The sequence below is a fragment of the Carboxylicivirga agarovorans genome (genome assembly GCF_050589845.1).
GTDB classification, from domain to species: Bacteria; Bacteroidota; Bacteroidia; order Bacteroidales; family Marinilabiliaceae; genus Carboxylicivirga; species Carboxylicivirga agarovorans.
Map to the genome: position 1 here is coordinate 40,959 of NZ_JBNGPA010000005.1, position 25,571 is coordinate 66,529.

Here is a 25,571-nt window from a genome sequence, read left to right on the forward strand (position 1 = left end):
TCAATATGACTGTGTATGTTCTTTTGCTAAAGCACATAGGTATTACAGACCACGCCGTTGCGTGGCCGGTAATACAGTAATCTGTAGTGTAGCTACAAACCTGAGAAAGTGACTAGTTGGTTGTTCCGGCTAAACTAATTATGTCAACCTTCTCAAATGCTTTTAGTTAATTGTTATATCAATTGTATAGATTGTATAGTTATTGGCTTCATCCAATACCTTAAAAGACAACTGGTAGTCGCCGTAATAGATGTCTGTTGGAATATCTTCCAGTATGCGTGTTCCTGACAACTTCATTTCAGTGCCTGACAGACTGATTTTATGCATCTCAGCATCCCAATCGGTATCCCAGCCTTTTAATGAGCGCAGGCTGGCAATAGTCACCTGGCATTCTTTCAATGCCGTATCATCCATAAATGTGGCATCTATCAGAATGGATGAGCCGGGTGTGTAAACACCACTATCACGGGTTAAGGATATATCAGCTGTTGGTTTTGTCAAATCGACACCTTCACTGTCAGAACCACATGAACTGAATAAAAGAACTGTAGCCAGGATGATTGCTGTATTTTTTAGTAATTGCTTCATTTTGAATTTCTTTTTGCAATTGTGTTAAAAGAATGGGGCCCCGCGTGACAGGGCTCCCATCCCAACCTTTAACCTATTACTGTTTAACCACTTTTTGTACAAATACTTCATCATCAACCCTTAGCTCAAGCATGTAAACACCATTACTTAGGTGAGCTATATTTACTCTGGTTGCTGACGACCAAATATTAACCTGCTCATGCATCACCACCTCACCTGCTGCATTCATCAATCGAATGGCCGCATCTTTGGCATTTTCAAACCAGGTAACAGTAATGAAATCACTTGCCGGATTAGGATAAACCTCAACACCTGCCAGCTGTTTATCATCGACACCTGTGCGGTTTACCACTGTAATATTGTATGTTGCTTCAATACCGGCACCATATTCATCGCGACCGGAAATGCTGACTTCAGACGAACCTATTGTGAGTGGTTTCAGAACCGCCCTGTTGTCGCTTAACATCAGTTCAAGCACATCACTATTGGCTACTTCATAAGAGTAATACATTTTATCATTGTCGATATCGTTGATCACATCGGCAAATACAAGCTCAAAATTACCATGTTCCATAACGGCTATTGTATCGCGCAACTCATACATGAATTCAGGAGCACGGTTCACATTCAATACCTGAATATCAAACGAAGTGCTGCGTTGCACACCATGCTCGTCGGTTGAAACAATATCGAATGCATGAACTCCCTGGGCATCGTAACCCGGAGTAGCAGTAAGAACTATTTCCGAGGTGTTATCAACAACACTTATCCAGTCCTGGTCGGTTATCACTTCGTTGGTAAAAGTATCACCCTCGTTATCTGTCAGCCTGAAAGTAAGTGTTGTTGCGCGTGTTTCATCCACCTTTTGACTGCCTTCAACCAACTCAACAAACGGAGCTTCATTCATCAACAGGTTAACATCCACGATCATCGTATCATTCAACGGATCATTGTTGAATATTATCAATTGAGCATTATTTCTGATCTCCTGTGCATTGGCTGCAGAGAAACTCAATGGAATGGTAGTAGAATTACCAACGGTCGTCACTCCACTCATATTGGCTGCGTCAATGCTCAACCATGTTTTTTGCTCATAGTTCATTTCATGTGCACGCACCATAAACACCATATCCTGGAAGCCACCCTGTGTGTACATATCAAACCAATCGCCCTGGTAATTGAAGAAGAAACGATCGGCAACAATATTTTCCTGATCGGTATAAACAACTCCCTGTGGTTTAGTTACTCCAAGCGGATAGGTAAGCACTACGTAAAAGCTCTCATTCGGATAGATAAACACCGACTCATCCAACTCAATACTAACGCTTTCCCCCACATCGGCATCGGCATTATCAAAGGCCAGGCTTATTTGTCCTTTACCCACAGTGATCGCGTCATTAATATTATTACCACCTGCCTTGATCTCAACAGTGATAACTCCACTCAATACCGACTCACGTATGTAGAATGTCTCCACATGTGAAAGCAGGAAGCCATCGGCCGGCGCTTTAAATTTAGTACCTGAAATAAATGACAGACCGGCACCAAATCCTATGTTATTGTTTTTGACTGATGCATCTGTATAGCTAATGGTACGATTATATTCATCGGCAACAGCTGACTTTAAATGATCATTGCCACTAACAGCTTTTCCTTGCGATAAAGGTGCGATCGCTGCAGATTTCAGGGTAGAGTTAACGGCGGCTACATCTATTTCTTTACCACGGTTAAACACCATTTCAATGTCCCACTCCAAATCACCAGAACCAAGTACATTACCGATCACGATATCGCGCGTTGTGGTATAGTTATCCACATCAGCACTGACTGTAATAAGCTCATCACTAAGAGTGATAGCCGGAGGCAGTTTACTTTCAATGCTTAACTCGCAATTTAAAGGTTTAGCCAGGTCTGTATCTGTTAATGTTAATGTACTCTTGGAAAGAGCTGGTGAGGCAGGCGTATAGTGCAAGACCATGGTCCACTCATCACCCGGTTCCATTTTAGTACCATCTCCAAGTACGATGATTTCACGACCGGCATTGTAAGTCACTACTTTACCAACAAAGTTTTGCAAAGGAATCAGTCCTGCTTCTTTCACCACCCATCCAAAGCGATTGTATACCTCAGGGTGTTTATAGCTGACACTTATCTCAGGGTTAGATGATAAGGCTCCACTCTGCAGATAAACGGTTTTGGTTCCTGCATTCCTAATGGTGAATTCTTTATCATATGTTTCACCCTCAACATACCATACCTGACCGGCATCATTACCTTCTACCTGAACGTCTGGCGCGCCAATAACCGTTAATTCCATTGGGATTAAAACATCAGCCTTTCCAACGGCGTTATTACGGACATGCAGGTCAGAGGTATAGACTCCATCAAACAGGCTTGATGCGTCCATTAGCAGATCAACTACTTCTGATGATTTTGGAGCCAAACGTTTCTTCTCTACCGGAGATACTGTGTACGACATCAGTTTCGTATTACCCGGCATATAGTCGAACCAGACCAACAGGCCGTCCTCCTGTGTAGGATTCTCAACACCAACTAAAGCAAAAATGCTTGGGTTGTCCAGGTTACGGTAGTTGAAATCGATCGATCCGTTGTTATGGATGATCATCTGGAAGCTGTATTCCAAACGACCACCTGCTACCGGGAAGAAATCTTCCCATGAAACGATAACTCGATCATCTTCTTCCTGATAATAAACACCTTGCTTTTGAGAACGCGAGTAATAGTATGGCAGGTGAAAAGCCGCCATTGGGGCTATGACGCCAGGTATATTATCTTCAAGCGGGATCATGTACGGACGTTGTTGCCAACTCTCAATCTCAGGCTTGATAAAAGAGGCCCAGCCCATTAAACCTATATACAAGGTATCGTATTGAGCACCGTAATAGGGGTAACTCTGGTCCAAAGGCAAGGTAAAATAAGCAAGGTTATCGTCAAGGAATTTTGATTCCAGGTTGGTATTAGCTGCCGTTTCTGTAATATCGGTCCATCCGGCACCATCGCCCTGAACATGCACATAATCAAACTCTCTGAAGTCTGAAGTACCTTCTGCCTGGTTATTCAGGTAATACCAGTTGGTTGGTACAACCGCATACTCCAGCTCGCCATCGCCATCGTTATACACAGTGATCTGTGTTTCATAGCTTTCTCCTGAATTAAGCGTATGACTGATACCCGTTTCAGGTGTCACACGTATAATCGGGTTCTCCACCACATTACCTTTGAGTGTAATTTCATAAGCAGTACCCGTTTCATCGGTAACGGTCATCACATCTTCGAGTAAGCCTGCAGCCGGATCAGCCTGAATACCAGTATTTATTTTAACAGGTATACGAACCGATTGACGAGCTTTAACCACAACAGGCAGATCTGCAATCTTAGTCGTGCTGAATTGATCAACACCAGACATTTGAATGTCAGTCACCTGAATATCGGCAGTACCTGAGTTGGTTAACAAAGTAGTGATTTCAACAACATCGGTTTTATATACGTCACCAAAGTTGATCTCTGTTGTTTCTGCCTCTAAAGCAGCTTGTCCACCAGCCACGAAGTTGGCATTGACTGTATATTTAGTTACCGGCATATCAGGATCATTGCTGACAACAGCCAATCGTTCGTAGATGGCATCCTGCAGTACGCCGTCGGTCTTAAAGGATACTTCCAGCTCTACTGATTCACCCGGTTGCACTGTACCTGACGGATTGGTCACATTAGTCATTATATTCTCTCCGGGATGGTAGAAATGGAAGTAATCGTGATAGGCATTGGATTTGCTACCCTTTGAAAATAACACGGGGTAATCGCTGTTATGAATAAAGGCCACATCAGCATTTTCCTTGTCTACAATACCGATCAGGAATGCTGGAGAATAAATAGACTTGTAAAACAGGATATCCACATCTCCGCTGGCATGTAAAACGATCTGCATATCCACACCAACTCCTGCTCCTGCATACTTTACGTTCTTGTAGAATGCACGGAACATTCCCTCTTCCTGACGATAAAAGATACGTGAGTTATCGCTATACTCAGGGCTCATCATGGTAGCCGTGATCATATCGAAATCGCGCAACCAACTTGGGTTACTTATGGTAGAACCGGACACATAATCCAGGTTATTATTACCATCGTCACCAAATACCAATGCCCCTTGTTCGTTGATCCATACTTTATTGTAGAAACGATCGCGGAACGGGAATGAGAAACCAATTTCTGCTTCAACAGCATATTCAGGTCCCCTTAAGGCCTCATCAATGCGAACACCATCAGCACTGATATCTTCCCAGTTATGAGCAGCAGTTTTATCAGCTGTTGTTGATCCCTCAGGATGCTGATCAGTGAGCACATAGTCATAGCTGTATCCAAAGTTATTTACCGGCTTTGCCAGTCCTTCCACTTCATAGTCAGGTGCAAACTTCGGTACTTTATAGTGCAATGGGTATTTACCATCATTGGAAATGGTGAACGTTCTGTTAGCAATGGCATCTCCCACCGTCAGATCACCTGGTATGGTAATTTCATTCGTTCCATGCTCAGTATCTGCCACCACAATATTGGCAGGGATAACAGCAACACCATGTACACTAAACTGATGGGTATATCCCTGGTCATTGTTCAGGCTGATACTGGCGTTAAATACACCTTCTGCATTTGGGGCGAAAGTAACGCGCACCCAACCGTCTTCCAATGCGGGAATGGTTTCTCCACTTACTACCTTTTCAGCAATAAAAACATCTGGCAGGCTTGAAGTATAACCATCGGCCAACAACTGGTATCCGCGTAAACCTTCATTGGCAATTTGAATATCATAGGTAAGACTTGCTCCCACAAAGACATTACCAAAGTCTACTGTTTTTACTGAATTCAGTTTTGGCTCGTGACCGCTTACATTGAACTGTACTTTTCCCCGGGCAATGCGGTTTTTCGGATCGTTAGAAAGCACCACTACATTTTCTTCGTAATAACCATCAATCAGATTAGCCGCATCAACATCGATCGTTATTTCCTGGCTCTCATTACTCTTTAGCACACCTTCGGCTGGTGACAGGCTAATATAATCGCCTAAATCGTTCATGGTGCTGCGCATGGCCCACGACCATACATACTCATCCTTGTTGATGGCCGATGCAAGCGATTCCCAGGTAGCTCCACCATTAAAGCTCATGAAACAACGATCGGAATATTCCTCCTCGCTTTCTTCCTGGATACCCAATGGATATAGATTTCCTGATGGAATATGCACAACCACCCAATACACATCACCTTGTTCAAAGTGAATTTGTTCCTCCAACTGCACATAAGTTGCGTGCCAAACTTCTGATTTAGGTGTATGGTTCTGGGCCGAGATCAATTCTGCATCCCTCAATACACCACCTTTCCATATTTCAACTACAACCGGCCCTTTTTTAGGATCAACTCTCAGGCTTAACCACATATGTGTGAGGTTGAAGCCATTTTCATCATCTACCTTGTACCAGGTAGCGGCCGAGTTGGTAATAGTCGTATCATTCTCACCAATTATTTTTGTCGCCTGAGAAGCAAACTCCACATAGCGCATACGATCATCGATCGTTTTATAAAAAGGAGCAGCTATTAAGCCATCTACCAATAGATCTTCCGATCCCACTCCTGTTAAAGCCGGTGCGGATTGAAAGTTGGGATAGGTCACACTTTCTTTTGCAAAAGGAACCAGACTTAAACTATCCAGACCAATACGTGCTTTCCAGTTTAGTACGCCTTCGCCAACATTACTGAATGAATAAAGTTGTGAGGTACTGGCATTGGTCTTAACATCTATGTCAAAACTCAAAGCATCGCCCATAACTACTTCAGGACCATTATTGGTCTTAGCCAGCATTATATCTGATAGTTCAGAACCATTGCCCCAGCGGTCAAAGGCTTTAATGGCAAAGTAATAATCAGTTTGTGCATCCAGTCCTGTGATGGTATACGTTACCTCATCACCTACATTGGCATAAAACTGATTGACAACAGCAGAACCGGCCGTTTGGATATTAGCTTCTGTAAACGGCTCTTTGCTCCAGTAAACATTATAGCTAACCGCCTTTTCATCGTCTGCATCCGGCACAACTGTCCAGAATAAAGACGCGAAATCCTGGGCTGTCTCAACCGTTAAGTCATTAACGCGGGTCGGCACAACTGAAGGATCACCCGATTGAAGGGCCATCCAGGCATCGATGTAACCATTTCCCAGTTTACCTTTTGTATAGTCTTCCGTCTGATACTGTTCAACATCATGAACAGAGGTCAGTATGTGTTGTTTTAACTGGTCGGCTGTAAAATCAGGGCCTTTGAATTTGGAAACCACCAAAGCAGCAATACCTGAAACATGCGGACAAGCCATGGATGTTCCCTGCAAATAAGCATAACCACCATCACGGTATGTACTCATGACACCTGCTTCTTTAGCATAACCGGTATTTCCACCGGGAGCGCAAATATCCACCCAGTCACCATATACTGAATATGATGCCCTCTTGAAGTCAGGACCTATAGACGCTACAGCAATACAAGGTTCATAGGCAGCAGGATAAATATCCAGTTCATATCCAAGGTTACCGGCCGCAACGATGGATACACCACCTTTCATCGGACTTCCGGCATAGGACCCCGCATTGGCATGGAAATAATCCAAGGCATCCAGTACAGCCTGGTCGTATAAACCATCGGCAGACCAGCCCCATGAGTTCTGCCCAATTACAGCTCCCATATCAGCAGCATAAACAATGGCCTCGGCATAACCACCGGCAGCACCATCTTCGGTGAATATCTGACAGCTCATCAGCTTAACACCTGGTGTACTTCCATTACCACCGGCAATACCCGCTACACCCGTTCCATTATTATTGATGGCTCCGACTGTTCCCGCCACGTGTGTACCGTGGTAGTGAGTCACAATCTCACCTTTCGACTGACAAAAATTATAACCGTAAATATCATCTACAAATCCATTACCATCGTCATCAATACCTTCAATACCATTTAGCTCGGCATCGTTGGTCCACATGGCTGCTTCCAGGTCAGGGTGATCGTACTGTACCCCACCATCAATAATAGCTACAATCACATCAGACGAACCGGTTTCGATCTCCCAGGCTTTCGACAGGTTAATATCAGCTCCTTCAACGGCCCAATCAGCTGTCGTACCATCATTATCATAGTGCCATTGGTCACCTAAAAAAGGATCATCAAAGGCAGCCGTAGCATTGGTAGCCATTGGTTCAGGGCTGGCCTCTTCTCCTATCAGCTTAACTTCAGGAATAACAGAGGCCACTGATACTTCAGCCAGTTGTCCATATTGACGTGCTACTTCTTCTGGGTTAAGCTTATTATCAAACTCAAGCTGATACCACAGGTGTAAGCCGGCAGCTTTATGCCTCTCTTCAAACTTAGGTGAGTAACGAAACACACGTTTCATATTGTGCGCCGCCACCTGTTCAGATACCGCATCAAAAGCAACAATACCCGTTTCAACACCTTTTTTAGTATTCTTAATACTCTTTAAATTGGACTGGAGCATCGCGTTCATTTTAACCCGAATGGCTCCTTGACGCTGACCATTAACATATTCTTGCGCTGCCATCTCGCCTGTCAAAATAAACAGGCCAAAAAGCAAGCATAGAATATGACGTAGTAATTTTCCTTTCATATTATGAATTTTGAATAACTATTTTGATTTAAGTAAATGTTGGTTTTTACTCTTCTCTGTTCTTACCATACCCTTTAAGATTTTTTTAAGCGCCTCTTTTTGCACTTCATTTTGCTCAATGAGTTGCTTGATCTCTTCATCTGTTACTTCTGCTTTTTTCTTCTTAGTCATCGGACAAATTTTTAATTCGAAAACTGTCTAATTATCGGGGTGTCTTAGTTTGCACCGGCCAAAGTAATGGCAATGCAACAGGCCATAAAATTTAGGAGCACAGTGATAATGCTGCACATTTAATTAACTCCTTAGAATTACTGCTCACACACTCTGTTTAAACCTAATAAGAGCACTACAAACAACACCTTACCAACTGACATACTGACACTTAAAAAACACCGGAACTTCCATTGTAAAATCCTTAAAAAGTGGCATTCCCAAATCCCCGGGAGTGTATTTGTGTAAGAAAACGGACTTAATTGAGACACATTTAATGCTGCATTTCAGCATCGCTTGTTATCCGGAAGTCTACATAACGTTAAGTGCATAAAACAAAGTCGTTTTATAAGTATAATAACAGGAACTATACATGCTCAAGCCGGAGGAGCATGTATAAAATAACCCTTTAGAATCGTGATTTTACCTCTTTCGCATGCTGATTTAAAGAAGCCATAAAGCAACAAAACAGGAGCCAATGACATAAAGACATATACCCAAGAGATCATTATCTGATAACATACAAATCAAAAAAAACCGGTTATGCATAGTGCATAACCGGCCTCTCTCCTTAGTTTATGGTAACAGTTATTCAATAACAATATCTATTGAATAGATACTATAGTTATTGGCTTCGTCCAAAACCTTAAATGACAACCGGTATTCGCCATAATAGATATCAACAGGAATATCTTCCAGCACCCTTGTTCCCTTGAGGCTGAAATCTGTCCCGTTTAATACGATCTTATCCATCTCTGCATCCCAATCGGTATCCCATCCCTTTAGTGAGCGGGTGCTGGCAATGGTCACCTGACACTCCTTAAGCGCCTTATTATCAGCAAAGTCAGCATCTATCAAAATAGAAGAACCAGGACTATAGGCCCCGCTTTCACGTGTTAAACGGATATCGGCCGTTGGCTTCGTCAGATCAACTGATTCGTCGTCGCTGCCGCAAGATGACATTAGTACAACAGCCAACAGTATTGATAAAAAACGTGTTACATATTTCATATCTAATGAATTTTAAGGCCAGGCAAGATCCAGTCTTACCTGGCTGTTTTATCTTATTGTTTTACAAGCTTGCTTATCACTGTTTCACTTCCTGAAACCAGCTCAAGCATATATACTCCGGGAGTCAGATGACCTACAGAGAAAGTGTGTTGAGAGCCTCTTACATATGCTTCATCAACAACAGAGCCACCCGCATTAATCAATCGCAGCTGAACCTCATCACTGTTCTGATTATTCCAGCGTACCTTGATAAAATCACTGGCCGGATTAGGATAGATCTCCACTCCTCCTTCTTCCATACTGCTGATACCCGTGCGATTCACCACGGTGATCGTATAGCTGCCAATTAACTTCGCTCCGTATTCATCGGTACCTGAAACAGACAGATCAACATTTCCGATTGTAATTGGTGTTAATACAATGCCATTGTCGCCTACATACATATCGATAACATCATTGTTGCTCAATGTCACATTGTAATTCATCTCATCCATATCCCTATCGGCTATTAGCTCCTCAAAGGCTATTTCATGAGCACCATGCTCTAATACCATGATGGTATCTTTCAGCGCTTCATAGGTAAAATATGGATCACGATTGATGTTGATCACTTCAATGGGGAAAATGTAGCTTGTCTCTTCATTGTGCTCATCTTTCCCAAGGAATTCAATATCATGTAAACCTTGTGCGAAATAATCAGGCGTCAGCGTCAACTCCACTTCTCCACCTTCATTCTTTGTTATTTCTACCCAATCCATGGCTGACACTAATTCCACGGTATAATTATCCTGCTCCATATCCTTGACAGCGAACTTCAGGCTTGACACTGTGTTCTCATCGATCTTATCAAGACCTTCAAGATGTTTGAACTTAGGTCCTTCATTCATTAACAGGAATAAATCAGCATGTAACTCTTTATGTAGCGGATCATTTGTCGTTATCGTGATATCGGCCGCATTTATGTACTCTTGCGCATAAGCGGCATCAAAGGTAATTCCCAGGTCAAAGCTTTCACCTGCAGCAACGGTTCCTGTTGTTTGTGCCAGCTTAAGCCAGGTCATTTCTTTAAATTCAAGCTCATGTACACGTACCAAAAATGCATTGTCGAAGAATTGTGACGCGTAGATATCTGCCCACTCGCCATCGTATTGGAAGAAGTAACGACCTGCTGTCGCATTGGCATAATCGTTAACCTTACCCTGAGGATTACCAACTCCCAGCGGATACCTGATCACCACATAGAAATCTTCTCCGGGATACAGGAAAACAGGCTCATCCAACTCAATGGTATGGAATTTACCAACATCACCATAACCTTCTTCGTCATATTGATAAGACCCTTTAGCAATGATGCTGGCATGCTCAATGGAAGTACCTCCTGCCATGATCTCCACATATAATGTTCCTGACGACTGATTCTCATGACGGAACCAGGTCTCCACATGCGATAACAAGAAGCCATCATTTGGCACGGTAAACTGCGTACCTGATACAAATGCTGTGGTAAAACCAAAGCCAAGCCAGTTTTCCACTTCCTCTTCATCAGTGTGCTTCAGGGTTCTGTTATAAGCCACATCGGCCTTCAGACCAGAGCCAGTACCTACTTTCAGATCTGTTGCCGATGCTGCCTCAAGCGCCATAGCTGCTTCAGCTGATGTTGTTGTAACATAGGCATCTTCAGGAGCTTCCTGTCCGCGGGTAAACCGAAGCTTAGCACTCCACTCAAGTTCGCTGTTACCACTTGTATTACCTATGGCCAATGGACGAACCTCCTGGTGTGTATTATTATCTGCCATAACAATGATATCATCACCAATGGAAGCAAGCGGAGGAAGTAAGCTAGTTAAAGTGGCATTCCATGTAACAGCCACATTACCGTCAACATCATAAATACTTGATGATGCGGTTGATGAACCAACCACTGATGGAGAATAGCTTACATAACACTGCCATTCCTCTCCAGGCTCTAATACAGAACCATCTTCCACCAATATTTGACCAAAGAATAGCTGTGCATATATCTGATCTCCGATAAAATCATCTATTGCCACATAACCTTCCGGGTATCCGCTAACAGAATTACCTGCTGCGGGATAGTAAAATTCTACTTTCAGGTCACTGTCCTTATTTGTTGCAGAAGATGCTAAGTGAATGGCTTTTGTTCCCTGATTCTTAATTTTAAAACCCTGAACATATACCGAATCCTGCACATACCATACTTCCGAATCGATGTTCTCGACCGTAATATCAGCTTGTCCGGTAACCGTTAAATTAACCGGTACAGTTAACTCCGGTGTTTCTACAGAATTGTTGATGATCGGCAGATCATAGTTATAAGTACCGTCATAAAGATTCTCTGTATCAATACGCATTGATAATACAGTTTCACCCTGAGGCGCTATCAACTGCTTTTTAACCGGGAAAATGGTATAAGAGAATGGCTCATAAGCACCATTAAACAAATCATGATGCATTATCAGGCCTTCTGTTTCGTCAGGATTTTCAATACCAATGATACCGTAAACCTTTACTTGTTCGAAGTGCTTATAGTTAAAGTCAATTCGACCATTATCATGCAACACCACCTGGAAGCTGTATGGCTTACTCATTGCCCCTGTTAAGTCTACAAACTGGTGGAAAGTAACCACAAACTTATTATCTGTATAATGATGGTAGATACCTGTTTCCGGGTAGCTTGTTCTGGAAGCATTATTGTGTGGCCCAACCATAGGCGCTAAAACACCTTTAAACTTATCAAAGGCCGGAAACTCTACAGGCATTCCGAATATATTATTAAGATCAGTTGGTTCCTCAAAGGTGATCCAGCCCATGGCACCGATATAAACCGTATTGTATTCCTGACCGTAATAATAGAATGGCTTGTTTAAAGGAACGGCAATATAAGGATCCATAGTGCCGTCATACCACATGTTTTCCAACAGGTTCGATTCTTTTGCTACATCCAGGATATCGATCCAACCATTACCTGAACCTTTTGAGTAGGTGTAATCATATTCATCGATCGCACCCACTTTTGATTCACTGTTAACCGGGTAAAACCATTCATTAGGAATAACTCCCATTTCCAATTGCCCTAATCCGGTATTACTTACTGTTACATTAACATCCCTGAAAGAACGTGCATTCACTGTTTCGTTAAATCCATCAACAGGTGTGACTGATATTAGCGGATTCTCCTTAACACTAGCCATCAATTCAACCTTAAATACAGTTCCGTTCTCAAGTGTCAGGCTTGCTACACCTGCTATTTCTTTAGCCACTGAGGTATTAACAGCGATTGGCAGATAAACCGATTGACGCGGACCTACTGCATATGGTAGTTCAGCACTGCTGCTAAAATCGCTATTATCGAAATCAACACTTACTATATCTTCACTGGCTGTTCCCTTATTGATAATCTGTAGTGTCAGTTCCTGTACTGACGTTTTAAACACATTACCAAAATCAAGGGTATCAATTGCTAATCCAACATCCGATGCTCCACCAGCTATAAAGTTGGCTGTTACTTCAAAAATAGACATTGGCGCACTTACATCATTGCTGACAACCGGAATACGCTGGAATACATCACCCTGCAAAGCCGATTGGGTATCAAAACTTAATGTTACCGTGGCCGATTCGTTTGGCAATAGCGTACCATAAGCATTGGTGGCTGCTGTTACCATATTCTCACCCGGATGTTTGAAATGAAAGTGTGAGTTATAATCTGTTTCAACACCAAAGGATAGCGGGTAATTACTGTTGGAAGCATAGGCATGTCCGCCATTCTCCTTATCTGTTATACCAACAAAGTAATCTGGTTTTTTACCGCCGTCTTTTGATACCTGCCTGAAAAGTATATCAAAGTCACCATTGGCCGATAAAACCATTTGCAGGTCAACAGTGCGTCCGCCCATTTTAACATACTGGTAGTGAACCCTGAATTCGCCATTGGCTCTTTCATAATACACATTGGCCTGCTTACTTTCAAAGTCAGCATCCAACATGGCTGCAGAGATCATATCCAGTGAGCGGATTCTGCTTAAATCGGTTTTGGTATTGGTATTAATTCGCAGGTTTCCATTGTCTCCAAACACAAGCACACCTTGCTCATTCACCCATACCTTGTCATAAAAGCGGTCATAAAACGGGAACGAGAATCCAAGATCCAGCTCAACGCCATAATCCATGCCCTTCAATTGATCCAGAATACTGGTTCCGTTGGTAATGTCCTTCCATCCATGCTCAATACCGATAACATTCTGATAGCTAGGCCCAAGATCCAGGACATATGAGTAAGAATAACCAAAGTCATTGACAGGACGCTCTAAGCCTTCCACTTTTTGCCCTTCAGCAAATGCCGGTATGGCATAACTCAAAGGATAGTTACCCGCATTGGTAATATCGAAAGAAACTGGTGCAACCGCATCACCTACTGTCATGCCGGTACCGATTGATGCCGTAGCCGGTGATATCTGAATTTTAGCCGGTTCAACGGCAGTACCAGCCAACTTAAATGAATGCGAGAACTGCCCGTTATTCATCTGAATGGCTGCATACTGAGCTCCGGCTGTTGATGGTGTATAAGAAATTTGAACAGAAGCTTCACCCCTTGCCGGAATGAAAGAAGAACTTACATGGTCGATTTTAAAATCAGGATTATCGGAAATTACTTGTGATTCGTGCAGGTAATAACCCGTATAACCTTCATTGGCAATCTGTATATTTAAGGTCTTGCTTTTACCTATAAACACATTACCATAATCGATGATAGATTGCGATTTCAGTATAGGTTCATGGCCATCAACATCAATGGTCACTTTCTTTTTGATTAACCTATTGACAGGGTCGTTTGATGCAAAGACCAGGTGTTCTGTATAAGTCCCGTCAATCAGCGTTTCTGCATTGACTGTCAATTGTAGTTCCTGACTACCGTTACCTGATAATTCACCGGCTGAAGGTGATAAAGTGATGTAATCACCCAAGTGAGCGTTCAGGCTACGAAGGGTTATTTTCCAGATCCAGTCATCTGTTTCACCATATACATCATTCACAAATTCCCAACTCTGTCCACCATTGCTGCTAAACAAACAGTTCTCCGACTGCCACGTTTCACTTTCTTTTGTTAATCCCAGTGGGAACAGGTTGCCCGCAGGCGTGTGCACTACCACCCAGTAATAGTTGTTAGCTTCCAGGTAAACCTGCTCATCCATAGTTACATAGTATGCACTTTGGTAGGCGCCTACCGGTTCTATTTCCTGCGAAGTTATTAATTGTGCATCATGTATCTGAGCCCCTTTATAAAACTCAATAGTGGCCGGACCATATTCGGGATCAATATTCAGATCAACCCAGAAACTTGTAACATTAAAATTCCTTTGGACATTGAATCGTGTCGCTGCAGAATTGGGCAGACTGGTATCCTCCTCTCCAATATATACATATGAAGCTTGCGAGTTATATGACAAACGATCATCGATTGATAACGCGACAGGGGCATCAATGGTCTCATAACTATTGACCTCGCTCGCCTTAATATTTATACTAAAGCTTCTGTCAGCCTCCACCGGCTGATGAATACCCAGGCTGTAATCATCCAGCTGGGTTCCTGCCAATCCAATGTATGAACTCCACTGTAACAAACCTTCATCGTTATTATTCAACTGAATGTTTGAAATAATTTGTGAAGCACCTGCCACATCAATAGTTAGTTCTGGCTCATTGATCACTAACTCAATGGCAGGGCCGTTGTTGGTTGCCTTTACTGTTACATCTGACAATTCAGAAGCGTTACCCCATCGGTCAAACGCTTTTACAGCAAAATAATACTCCGTTTTAGGATCAAGGTCTTCCAATGTGTATTCAACTTTATCACCTACTTTATCAAAGTAACGGTTGATAATTGTTGAGGCTGCACTTTCAAGGCTGCTTGCGTCAAATGCTTTATTGCTCCAGTATAAAGTATAGCTACTGCCTATCTCATCATCAGGATCAGCTACAATACTCCACTCTACCTTCGCTTCATCCTGAGAGGTTTGCACCACCAGGTCACTTACTTGTGCAGGAGGATTACTTACCGAACCTGACTTTAAAGCTTTGGCCGCATCAATAAATCCAGAACCCAGCTTACCTGACTGTGAAGCTGTTAAATATGGTTCAAGGTCATTAACCGATGTAATGAGATGGCGCTTCAGTTTATCAGCTGTAAAATCAGCTCCACCATGTTCTGATACCACCAATGCAGCAATACCTGAAACATGCGGACAAGCCATAGATGTACCTTGTGTAAATCCATATGAATTATCAGGGTAAGTACTCAGTACACCACCATTTTCACCTTCACTGATATTTCCACCCGGGGCACTCACGTCCACCCAGTCACCATGAGATGAGTAATAGGCCATTTTATTGGTGTAATCAATGGACCCGACCGCCACTGTTGGTTCGTAAGCTCCGGGATAAAATTTGGCATCAACCCCTTCGTTACCGGCTGCAAAAATGGCCACTCCACCTTTCATAGGAGAGCCTTGATAAGCACCTGCTTCTTCTATGAAATAATCAATGGCATCCAGCACAATTTGTTCATAGGTGTCAGGTGATGGCCATCCCCATGAATTCTGGGCGATAACAGCACCGTTATTAGCCGCATAAATCAATGCTTCAGCCATACCACCGGGAGAACCGTTATCAACTAATATCTGGCACGACATTAATTTAACACCCGGATTGATACCATCACCACCGGCAATACCACTTACGCCAATACCATTATTATTAATGGCACCTACTGTACCGGCAACGTGCGTGCCATGAAAGTGCGCTTCTATTTCAGCCCTTTCTCTGGCAAAGTTGTAACCATAGATATCATCGATATAACCATTCTCATCATCGTCAACGCCGTTTTCTCCATTTAGCTCTGCCTCATTAACCCACACAGCATCCTTTAAATCCTCATGCAGAATATCTATACCTCCATCAATAATAGCCACCACCACTTCTGAAGAACCGGTTTGTACCTTCCAGGCTTCAAACAGGTTGATATCAGCACCCGCTACGGCGCCTTCACGCACTGTACCGTTATTATGGTAATGCCATTGTTTATCCAGTCTTGGATCGTCAAATGGCATATTATTGATTTCTGCGGACGAATAGGTTTTGGCAGGTACAGCATTGCCCGCTGACACTTCCCTGATAACTTCAGCATAGGCTACCTCATCAATCTTAGCATACTCATTGACCACCTGCTGTGGATCAAAACCCGTATCATACTCAATAACATACCATTGATCTAAGCCATGCTTTCTGTATTTATCTTCAAATTTAGGCGAATATGGAATGATCCGCCTGATTGAAGTAGCTTCAATTTGCTTTGAAACAGCATCAAATGCTACTATACCGGTTTCAACACCCTTACTTGTAGATTTGAGTCTTGACATGGATTTTAATGAAGAGGTCCGGACCTTCACCCTGATCTTTCCTTTTAATTTCCCGTCAACATACTGCTGGGCATGAAGTCCAGCTACCATCAAGGTCATGATTATAACGACCAGATTGAATTTCATTAGTAGTCTTCGTTTCATTTTATTGATTTTAAAATTTTACGAACGCTTTTGATCAACCAACCATCACGAACGCGATTCTTTACTTAAGAATTCTGGATTGTACCAGTTTCAGTTGCAATATAGAGGCACATAAATGGAGCTGAAATTTTAAGCACACAGTGTTATTACTCCTATGAAACTGTTCTCCATAGAATTAGTACTATCAGGGGTAAAACCAACCGTATTTTTACCACTACAACAAACACTAAGAACCTCATTATCTAACAGTTTAACTTCGCAGTCATCAAAATAGCCCATGTGGATATTCAAGGTGATTCCTGATCGTTTTTTATGAAATACAGAATTTTCACCCCTCGGAAAAGAAGCAAAATATGATCAGGCAGAAGACAAAAAAAAGGCTCTTGCGGTTACGCAAAAGCCCTTGGTGTATTTTATACTCAAAAAAGGTTAACTCTATAGCTCTGAAAGAAATTTAATAAGATTAATATCGGTATTTGTCAAACCTAACTTTTTACGAATACGCGACCGTTTCACTTCAACACTTTTGGTACTTTGATGTATCAATGCTGAAATTTCCTTGGAATTCATGTTGAGTTTAAGAAAAGCACAAACTTTCAGTTCCGATGGAGTCAGATCAGGCGCCAGCTTCTCCAGTTTCCTGTAAAAATCGGTATGTACATTCTGGAAACGCAATTCAAACTCTTCCCATACCTCTGGTTCAGCACCTCCCTGTAAATCAAAAATAATACGTTGTACAGATTCTTTATTCTCAGGTTTCATTTTGGTTTTTAACCGTAACAAACGCCCCGAAACGTTATTAATCAATTCGTGCTTCTTCAACAGGTACATGACGTTGGTTGTCAACTCCCTGTTCTTTAATTCAAGATCTTTTTCAAGGCTTTCCTTCTCGGTGTGAACCCGCTTGGCCCTGCTTCGCCACAGGCTGTATAACAATACAAAAACTACAAGCAGAAAGATAACAACACCAAGAATAGCATAGACCGTTACCATATGTCTGAAGTGCTTTTCAGCCCGCTCTTCGCGCATGGCATTAAACTCATATTCAAGCTGCAGTCGTGTTGTTTTTTCAACAACTGACTCGTTGACCGCTTTGTTTTTTGTCTCATGAAACTTCTTCAGGGCTGTATTAGCTAATTTATAATTTCCCTTTAACTCATAAATCTCCGCCCTATGACCGTAGGCCTTTTCCATAAAGTTCAATGACTCAATTTTCTCAGCAAATTCAACAGCCTGATTATTGGCATATTCAGCACTATCAATGTTATCAACAGAAAGGAAATAATCAGTCAGCAAGTCATAGGAGCTGGCAATACCCATCAGGTTATTGTCTTCTTTTCTTACCCTTAGTCCCTCATTGATATATGGCAATGCCTTTGATGGCTCATTAATACGCAGGTATAAATCACCCAGGTTATTATTGGCAATTCCCTGCTGCACCAGGTCATTATTCCTGATGGATTCAGCCAATGCTTTTTCAAAATATTCTATTGCAGCCGAATATTTATCTTGTTCCATATATATACTACCAATATTTATGTAGAATATCTGGATCTGTCGCATGTATATATCATTGCCTTCAGAGAGCAATTTAGTATTCCACTCCAGTGCATCGTTAAAATGCTTTAAGGCACCATCATAATCTTCCAAATGAAAACGTACCGCTCCAAGGTTCAATTCTACGCCGATCAGGCGCATAAAATCTTCGTTATCTTCCAGGAGTGCTTTTGATTGCAAAAACATTTCGGTGGCCTTGGCATAGGCACCTGTTCTTAGAAAAACAACACCCAGGTTATTTAAAGCTTTCGCCCTTATCTCATACTTTTCAACATCTTCCGACTCAATCAACGCTCTGTTGGCATACTCAAAACTTTTTTTGATATCACTATGCTCATATTCAAAGGATACTTTTATAAGTAAATCTACCCGGTCTGCATTACTTTCACTGGTATTGTACTTAGCGAGCAGACTATCAACTTTAAACTGTTCTTGTGCTAACAGCCCTTGCATACTTGTTGCCAAAAGCAGTACAATTATAAAATGGATTCTATAAGTAGCTTTACGTAATCGTGTTTCCATATACATGTATTTTGCTGAAATATCCATTGCAGGGTTAAGCCGGCATTTCAGCGATGTTTTACAATTCCCCAAGCCCTAGACTAATTTTTAGGGGGGATGGTTGCGTCTACTGCTAAAAGATTTTTATATTCAATGCTAATTTTAATATGAATATAAGAAATGAATTTAACAATAAAGCCATTTAACGAATTAAATTTAAAAGAGTTATATAACGCTCTCCAACTTAGGGCTGAGATATTTGTAGTGGAGCAAAATTGCGTTTATAACGATATAGACGGAAATGATGAATTGGCTTATCATCTTTTGGCAACAGATAACGGCCATGTGGTTGGTTATGTGCGTATGCTTCCCGGCGGGACACGATTTAAACATACATCAATAGGGCGCCTGGTTGTGCATAAAGATTACCGCTTTAAAGGCCTGGCCAGGCAATTAATGGAAGAAGCCGCCCAATGGATATTTGAAAACTGGAAATCGGAGCTTATTCAAATAAGTGCCCAAAAATACCTGAAAGCATTTTATCAAAGCCTGGGATATAATATAATCTCTGACGAGTACCTTGAGGATGGTATTCCGCATCTGAAAATGGAACTGAAATATAGTACCCATGATTAGAATTGTAATCTGCATAGCTATGATGCGGCCCAAGACGAACAGAATATTATTTGTACTTTTAAAGTCAAACAACATTTAAATGAAGGATCAGAAAGCCATATTACATAAATGCCTCAAGAATGACTGGCCTGCTTTTGTTATAGCTGGCACCGATATTTGCGCTGTCGAAGCCATGGAAGCTTATCTTGAAGTAGCCCGGCAAAAAGGGTGCAGCGAAGATTTTTTGGATGACATGCAGTTGGTGATTGACGAAATGAGACAATTTCAGCAAGAAGAACCGGAACACATTAAAATACCGGATTAGGTATATAGGTCACCAGGTCGATAGACTATTAAACTTAAGGATAATAAGACAAAACTTAACAGCCAATCAAGCCAACTAAAATGAAGTTAATAAGCACATGTCCCAATTGTCAGGAAGAAATTAAAATTCCGTCTTTCTGGATAGCAGACCGAATCGATCTGGCCAAGGCTAAAGGCAAGGAGTTTGATGTTTCCTGCAAAAGATGCAATAAGATAACTAAAATTCATGTTGATGACGTGAAAGCCGTTGCTGATAAAACAGTTGCGATTACTGGTTTGATTGCTTTCTTTCCGGCCTTAACAGCAAGCTATTTTCTCTTTCAATATGGCTTTATAGCCTACGCTACTATTGCCTTACCTGTTATTGCCAGCTCATCAGCCAGGCATAACCAGCGAACAAAAATAAATCAATTCAACTTATTACATTACGACTCTAAACGTAACAGAAGGTAAATGGCCAAACGCATTATCATAAAACCCTGGTTAATTGTGGGATTACTCCTTGTTATTCCCACATCGTTATTCACTGCCATTGAGTTATTAAAACTCAATGATCAGGAGGAGGTCATTGAATCGATTTACACCAAGCAGCTGGAGTCTGTTTTATTCTCGATAAACCAGTACACCGACGATATAACCAATAACTGGATCGATGTCTTTTACAAAGACATCAACCTTAAAGATTATACCGGCACCAGCGAAATAGTGCTGAAAGACAATAAGCATGTTAAATCATTGATAGTACATCCCATTGATTCTGCTTCCCTGAATCTCGGTGCCTTTAGCATTGCCAATGATACGCTTAAACAGGAAATAACCGAACAGTTACTGGCGCATACGAAAGAAATAGATCAGCTCAAGCGATACATAAAAAGTGGCTACCGCAAGGTAATAGGTATAGATCTTGAGTATCAGAAACACTTGTCAATGCTTGTATTTATAACTGAGCTCGAACAAAGTACATATTTGAACATACTGCTGCTTGACGCCCGGTATTTTATCAGTAATGCCCTTTCACCACGCATTCAAATGGCTGCCGGTAACGACCTGGTTATAGTTGTAAGGCATATTAAAACCAATGAACTGATCGCGTCGAGCCTGTTGAACGAGGCACCTGATGAAGTGATAAAAGAACAGGCTATATGGCTCTTACCCGACTACTCGCTGGGAATATTACCTGTTGGCATAAGCATCAGTGAACTGGCTAATAAAAGAGCCACTCAAAACATTGGCCTGCTTATTTTAGTCGATATTATGCTGATCGTTGGTGCCTGGCTTTTTTACAGGAATGTGAAGAGGGAACTGCACCTGGCTAAAGTAAAGTCAGATTTTGTGTCGAATGTTTCGCACGAGATAAGAACGCCCCTTGCACTCATAAGCATGTATGCCGAAACATTGCAGCTGGGTCGCTTAAAAGACGAAAGTAAGCGTCATAAATACTACGACATTATCTATAAGGAAACCCAGCGTCTCTCGGGCATTGTAAATAATATCCTTAACTTTTCGCGCATTGAAAGCGGGCGTCAGAAACTACATTTCGCCCAGTTTGAGATCAATGAAGTAGTGAACGAGGTGGTAAACAACTATGAGTATCATTTTACTAAAAAAGGTTTTGATGTAGCCATAGAAACAGACGAATCTCTGGTTTCCATTGAAGGCGACAGGCAGGCTATTACAGAAAGCCTTATCAACCTGGTGGATAATGCCATTAAATACAGTGCCGACATTAAGGAAATAACAATAACGACCGGACTCAAAGGTATATACCAGTTTATAGAGGTTAGCGACAAGGGGATTGGCATTCCAGTCAAAGAGCAAAAACACATATTTGAAAAGTTTTACCGTGTTACCAAAGGTGCACTGGCTCATCATGCCAAAGGATCGGGACTTGGTTTAAGCATTGTAAACCATATCATTGAATCGCACAATGGTAAAATGGAAGTAGAAAGCACAGAAGGCTCCGGCAGTAGTTTTAGAATATTATTACCAACCAACAAAGTAAATAAACGATGAAACAGATATTAATAGTTGAGGACGAACCCGATATGCAATCGGGCATAAAAGACAATCTGGAATTTGAAGGTTATGAGGTAGATACTGCTTCAGATGGTAAAGAAGGTTTGGTTAAGATATTAAGTAATAACTACGATCTGGTATTGCTGGATGTGATGTTGCCGCTTATGAGTGGCTTTGACGTATGTAAAAAAGTGCGTCATGAAAACAATGATACGCCCATCATCTTTTTAACTGCCAAGGGTGAGGAAATAGACAAGGTGATAGGTCTTGAATCGGGTGGTGACGATTACCTGACAAAGCCCTTTAGCCTGCGCGAATTACTGGCCCGTGTTAAGGCAGTAATGCGACGAACAGAAAAAAGTTCAGGTCAGGCCAACTCACAAAAAACAGAGATTGGCAGACTAAGCGTTGACTTTGAAACATTCACGGCCCATGTGGATGGTGATGTGGTTAAAATGACCAGCAAGGAATTTGAGATACTGCAATACTTCCTTAAGCATAAAAACGCAACCATAAGCCGCGACAGCCTGCTTGATAATGTTTGGGGCTATGACTTTCAGCCAACGGCACGAACCATTGATAACTTCATTTTGAAGCTGCGCCAAAAGATTGAAGACAACCCCAATGATCCGCAAATAATTATTACCGTACATGGTATGGGATATCGGATGGTAAGTAGTTAGCTTATTAAATCATTAGATTATTGAGTCGATAGCTAAGGAAATCATCAATTACCCCCATGCCACTGACTAGCTGACCATTAGTACACCTGCTTCTTCCTGAAATAATGACATTGGCGATTCTGATGACATTTTTATGACAATTAATGACAACAGATGACATCCTTTTGACGAAGTGGTGTTATTGGCCCTATACATTTGCTTTTGTAAATAAGTTATAAACCACATTAAAAACTTGAATTATGAAAGCAAGAAATTTATTTTCAGTATTGGTGATTTTAATCGGATTAAGTACCACCACTATGGCACGTACGCCAGAAGAAGTAGCAATGAAGAAATGTTGCAAGCAATTGAACAAAGAACTTCGCAAGTCATTACGCGGACCTAGCTTCGACTATTTAAAACCTGATAATAAGGAAACGATATATGTTAAGTTTCGTGTTGACAAAGACAACAAATTAATCTTCCATAAAATTAACGGTGAAGACGAAAGATTAATGAACTATGTTGTATCAACACTTAAGGACAAGGACTTTTATGCTGTTAACTCATCGCTACAAGGTAAAACAGTTCGTTTCCCAATCAATTTCCAACATGTCGAAAACTAATATCTCCAATCGCCTGGATTTTTATACGATTTTTGGAAAATTACTGATTATCCTTACTTTTAATCGTCGATAAACACTATGATAGCTAAAACACTAAAATACGTCGCCCTATTAACCATCCTGCTCTTCAATGGCAGCGCCATAGTTAACTCCCAGCTACTTCAGGAGGAACAATTCCTTGAAGGTCACTGGAAGTTTAACATCGGCGACAACGAAGAATGGAAAAACCCTGATTTTGATGACAGCCAATGGCAACACATACGCGTACCGGCCAGCTGGGAATCTCAAGGTTATAATGATTATAATGGCTTTGCATGGTACCGTAAAACGATTCGTTTGGATATCATACCTGACCATGATTTAATATTGCGAATAGGCAGTATCGACGATGCTGATGAAGTGTTTATCAATGGTAAGCTGGCAGGCCAATCGGGTGGCATGCCGCCCAATACACAAACCGCTTATGGCAAACCCCGTTATTACACGATCCCTAACGATTACTGGAAGAAAGGTGAAAATACTATTGCCATACGCGTATATGATTTTTATAACGAAGGAGGTATCATAAACGGTCCCGTATCCTTAAACACCAACCTGACCAGCAAGCTTCTGGCCCTGGATCTTTCGGGCACCTGGAAATTCGCTGTTCATAACCAAAAGGGAGCCGAGCAAGCTGATTATGATGATTCTGACTGGAGTGATATTAAGGTTCCGGCATTATGGGAAAACGAAGGCTGGCCCGGTTTCGACGGTGTAGCATGGTATCGTACGAGCTTTACATTACCAGACAAGCTGAAGAATGAAGAACTTGTGCTACTCCTTGGAAAAATAGATGATGAAGATAAAACCTGGTTGAATGGAACACGCATTGGTGGCGTATCGCCCGGCGCAACACGTTCATCACTGGCCCGTGGATTAAACGGCTCATACCAGGCGTACACAACACTTCGGGCATATAAAATACCTCAATCGCTGATTAAGACTAAGGGAACAAATACGATTGCCGTACGTGTTGTTGACAGCGGAATTGACGGAGGTATTTACGAAGGACCGGTGGGAATAATGACCAGAGATCAGTTTGAGCGCTTCAGGAAAATGATTAAAAAGGAGCCTAATTATATGGATGTATTTTGGGAATGGCTAAATAACTAATTATGAAAAGAATTATCCTACATATCACCACCATAGCCTTCCTAATCATTTGTATTGCTGCAAATGGACAAGATGATAAAAACCTGCGCGACTACAAATCGTTAAACGGCCAGTGGTATTTCTCCATTGGCGACGATGAAGACTGGGCCCGCTACCATTACAATCACTTTAACTGGGAGCAAATACGCGTTCCTTCAATGTGGGAACACCAGGGCTTTAACGGATACGATGGCTATGCCTGGTACCGCAAAGAAGTGAAAATAGGACAAGACGCCGAGAAACTGAGTTTATGGCTCGACCTTGGGTATATTGACGATGCCGATGAAGTGTATCTCAATGGCGAATTAATCGGTCAATCGGGTCAGTTTCCTCCTCATTTTAAAACAGCCTATAACGGACGACGTTTGTACAAGCTACCATCTCAATATATAAAATACGGAGAGCAAAACGTACTGGCGGTTCGCATTTACGATGCGTATGGCGAAGGTGGCATTATCTCAGGCAACATCCGGTTGAGAGCCGAGCTCAATCCTCTGCGACCTGACTTTTCGCTTGAAGGCCGATGGAAATTCAAAACAGGTGATAAAAACTATTATAAGTCGGTAGCCTATAATGACAGCAACTGGGACAAGATAATGGTTCCCGGAGCATGGGAAGCTCAAGGCTACGACAACTACGACGGAATGGCCTGGTATCGAAAAACAGTCAGCTTACCGGCCGATTTAAAAAATGAGCGCCTGGTAATATTACTGGGTAAAATTGACGATGTGGATGAAGTCTATATCAACGGAGAACTGATAGGTCAGACCGGTGAAATAAATGACAATTTCTTTTTCGAATATCACGAGGCATGGCGAGCATTAAGAGGCTATACTATTCCACCTCACTTATATCAGAACATTCAAACCATTACCATAGCAGTGCGCGTTCAGGACCGCACACAAACAGGAGGTATTTACCAGGGGCCGGTTGGCTTCATAACAATGGATAAATACATTGAGTACTGGAATGAAAAGAGAAAATAGAATATTAGATGAATGTT

Annotated in this window: 14 protein-coding genes; 8 read left to right on the forward strand and 6 right to left on the reverse strand. The window is 41.8% G+C overall.

The features are described 5' to 3' along the window. Positions 1–162: 162 nt before the first annotated feature. The 6 genes from ACRD69_RS07390 to ACRD69_RS07415 all read right to left on the reverse strand — a co-directional run bounded on the left by ACRD69_RS07390 (position 163) and on the right by ACRD69_RS07415 (position 19,155). Complete coding sequence (locus tag ACRD69_RS07390) at positions 163–588, reverse strand: DUF4625 domain-containing protein (RefSeq protein WP_430814440.1); 426 nt, start codon at positions 586–588, stop codon at positions 163–165. Positions 589–664: 76 nt separating this feature from the next. Then, complete coding sequence (locus ACRD69_RS07395) at positions 665–8,275, reverse strand: S8 family serine peptidase (RefSeq protein ID WP_430814441.1); 7,611 nt, start codon at positions 8,273–8,275, stop codon at positions 665–667. Between the two features lie 18 nt (positions 8,276–8,293). After that, complete coding sequence (locus ACRD69_RS07400) at positions 8,294–8,446, reverse strand: hypothetical protein (protein ID WP_430814442.1); 153 nt, start codon at positions 8,444–8,446, stop codon at positions 8,294–8,296. Positions 8,447–9,073: 627 nt separating this feature from the next. Continuing rightward, positions 9,074–9,496, reverse strand: coding sequence for a DUF4625 domain-containing protein (locus ACRD69_RS07405; protein WP_430814443.1), 423 nt, complete (start codon positions 9,494–9,496; stop codon positions 9,074–9,076). 53 nt (positions 9,497–9,549) lie between these two features. Then, positions 9,550–17,076, reverse strand: a complete 7,527-nt coding sequence (locus tag ACRD69_RS07410) for a S8 family serine peptidase (RefSeq protein ID WP_430814444.1) — start codon at positions 17,074–17,076, stop codon at positions 9,550–9,552. Between the two features lie 435 nt (positions 17,077–17,511). Then, positions 17,512–19,155, reverse strand: a complete 1,644-nt coding sequence (locus tag ACRD69_RS07415) for a tetratricopeptide repeat protein (protein WP_430814445.1) — start codon at positions 19,153–19,155, stop codon at positions 17,512–17,514. Positions 19,156–19,314: 159 nt separating this feature from the next. Between ACRD69_RS07415 and ACRD69_RS07420 the strand changes: the two genes are divergently transcribed. The 8 genes from ACRD69_RS07420 (at position 19,315) to ACRD69_RS07455 (ending at position 25,554) form a co-directional block, all read left to right on the forward strand. Further along, positions 19,315–19,770 carry a GNAT family N-acetyltransferase gene (locus ACRD69_RS07420; protein ID WP_430814446.1) on the forward strand — a complete coding sequence of 152 codons (456 nt, stop codon included), beginning with the start codon at positions 19,315–19,317 and terminating at the stop codon, positions 19,768–19,770. Positions 19,771–19,849: 79 nt separating this feature from the next. After that, positions 19,850–20,074, forward strand: a complete 225-nt coding sequence (locus ACRD69_RS07425; protein ID WP_430814447.1) for a hypothetical protein — start codon at positions 19,850–19,852, stop codon at positions 20,072–20,074. Positions 20,075–20,154: 80 nt separating this feature from the next. Next, positions 20,155–20,526, forward strand: a complete 372-nt coding sequence (locus tag ACRD69_RS07430) for a hypothetical protein (RefSeq protein WP_430814448.1) — start codon at positions 20,155–20,157, stop codon at positions 20,524–20,526. Beyond that, positions 20,527–22,086: a sensor histidine kinase gene (locus tag ACRD69_RS07435; protein ID WP_430814449.1), complete on the forward strand. Its 1,560-nt coding sequence runs from the start codon at positions 20,527–20,529 to the stop codon at positions 22,084–22,086. Next, complete coding sequence (locus tag ACRD69_RS07440; protein ID WP_430814450.1) at positions 22,083–22,772, forward strand: response regulator transcription factor; 690 nt, start codon at positions 22,083–22,085, stop codon at positions 22,770–22,772. The genes ACRD69_RS07435 and ACRD69_RS07440 overlap by 4 nt, the downstream gene beginning before the upstream one ends. Positions 22,773–23,011: 239 nt before the next feature. After that, entirely contained in the window at positions 23,012–23,377 is a 366-nt protein-coding gene (locus tag ACRD69_RS07445; RefSeq protein ID WP_430814451.1) for a hypothetical protein, read from the forward strand. A 78-nt stretch (positions 23,378–23,455) separates the two neighbouring features. Beyond that, positions 23,456–24,529 (forward strand): beta galactosidase jelly roll domain-containing protein, encoded by a 1,074-nt coding sequence (locus ACRD69_RS07450; protein WP_430814452.1) that lies wholly within the window; start codon positions 23,456–23,458, stop codon positions 24,527–24,529. Positions 24,530–24,531: 2 nt separating this feature from the next. Beyond that, entirely contained in the window at positions 24,532–25,554 is a 1,023-nt protein-coding gene (locus tag ACRD69_RS07455; protein ID WP_430814453.1) for a sugar-binding domain-containing protein, read from the forward strand. The last annotated feature ends 17 nt before the right edge of the window (positions 25,555–25,571 follow it).